The organism is Devosia submarina (assembly GCF_003056345.1).
In the GTDB taxonomy this organism is placed as follows: domain Bacteria; phylum Pseudomonadota; class Alphaproteobacteria; order Rhizobiales; family Devosiaceae; genus Devosia; species Devosia submarina.
Genome location: NZ_PYWB01000031.1, coordinates 1 through 1,220, shown reverse-complemented (window position 1 = coordinate 1,220; position 1,220 = coordinate 1). Strand labels below are relative to the sequence as shown.

The 1,220-nt window shown below is 57.9% G+C and carries 1 protein-coding gene; it reads left to right on the top strand.

The annotated features are described in order from the left end of the window. The first annotated feature begins 59 nt into the window (after positions 1-59). Positions 60-1,186, top strand: a protein-coding gene (locus DDE77_RS19250) for an IS3 family transposase (protein WP_425430765.1) whose coding sequence is annotated in 2 segments (ribosomal slippage) — positions 60-300 and positions 300-1,186 — 1,128 coding nt in all. Because the reading frame shifts where the segments join, the coding sequence is not laid out codon by codon here. The last annotated feature ends 34 nt before the right edge of the window (positions 1,187-1,220 follow it).

The following is a 1,220-nucleotide window of genomic DNA, read 5'->3' as shown; positions in this document are numbered from 1 at the left end:
TGAATAGCCCCTAGATTTGTAGACGCCTTCTTCCCTAATTTTGAGGCAAGGAGGCCTTTATGGGCAAAGCCAATTTCACCGACGAGTTCAAGCGGGACGCGGTGCGTCAGATCACCGACCGGGGTTACCCGGTTTCGGAGGTTTCGCAGCGCTTGGGCGTGAGTGCGCATTCTCTCTACGAGTGGAAGAAAAAGTACGCATCTGTTGTCGCCAAGGGCGGAGATCAGTCGGACGAGATCCGGCAGTTGAAGCGGGAACTGGCACGGGTCACCGAGGAGCGCGACATCCTAAAAAAAGCGGCCGCGTACTTCGCCAAGGATGCAAAGTGAGGTACGCGTTCGTTGCCGAGCATCGCCAGCAATTCTCAGTGCGCACCATGTGCCGTTGCCTGCGTATCCATCCCAGCGGCTTCTATGCCTGGCTCAAAAGCCCCTTGAGCAAACGGGCCCAGGAAGACATTCGCCAGACCCAGCTCATCGAAGATGCTTGGAAGCAGAGCGGCAAGGTCTATGGCTACCGCAAGTTGCATGATGATCTGCTGGACCAAGGCGAGACCAGTTGTCCCAACCGCATTGCGCGTCTGGCCAGATTGGCCGGGATCAAGGCCCAGATCGGCTATCGACGCCGGCCTAGCTCCTATAGAGGCAAGCCATCTGTTGTGGTCGACAACACCTTGGCCCGGCAGTTCGACGTCCATGCGCCGGACACCGCCTGGGTGACCGACATCACCTATATCAAGACGATGGAGGGCTTTGCCTATCTGGCCGTGGTCATCGATCTGTTCTCGCGCCGCGTCATCGGCTGGTCACTGCAAAGCCGACAGACCAGCGAAGTTGTGCTCCAGGCTCTGTACATGGCGGTTTGGCGCCGAAAGCCACAGAATACGGTGCTGGTCCATTCCGACCAGGGCTCCCAGTTCACCAGCATGGATTGGGCCAGCTTCCTGCGGCACCATAATCTGGTTCACTCCATGAGCCGGCGCGGCAACTGCCATGACAATGCGGTGGCCGAAAGCTTCTTCAACCTGCTCAAACGCGAGAGGATCAGGCGCCGGACCTATCGAACACGGGACGAAGCGCGCCAGGATGTGTTCGATTACATCGAAATGTTCTACAACCCAACACGCAAGCACGTCCGCAACGGCATGCTCTCACCCGTCGAATTCGAACGGCGACACCAAATCTAACCCCGAAGGTGTCTACAGAACGCGGGGCTATTCA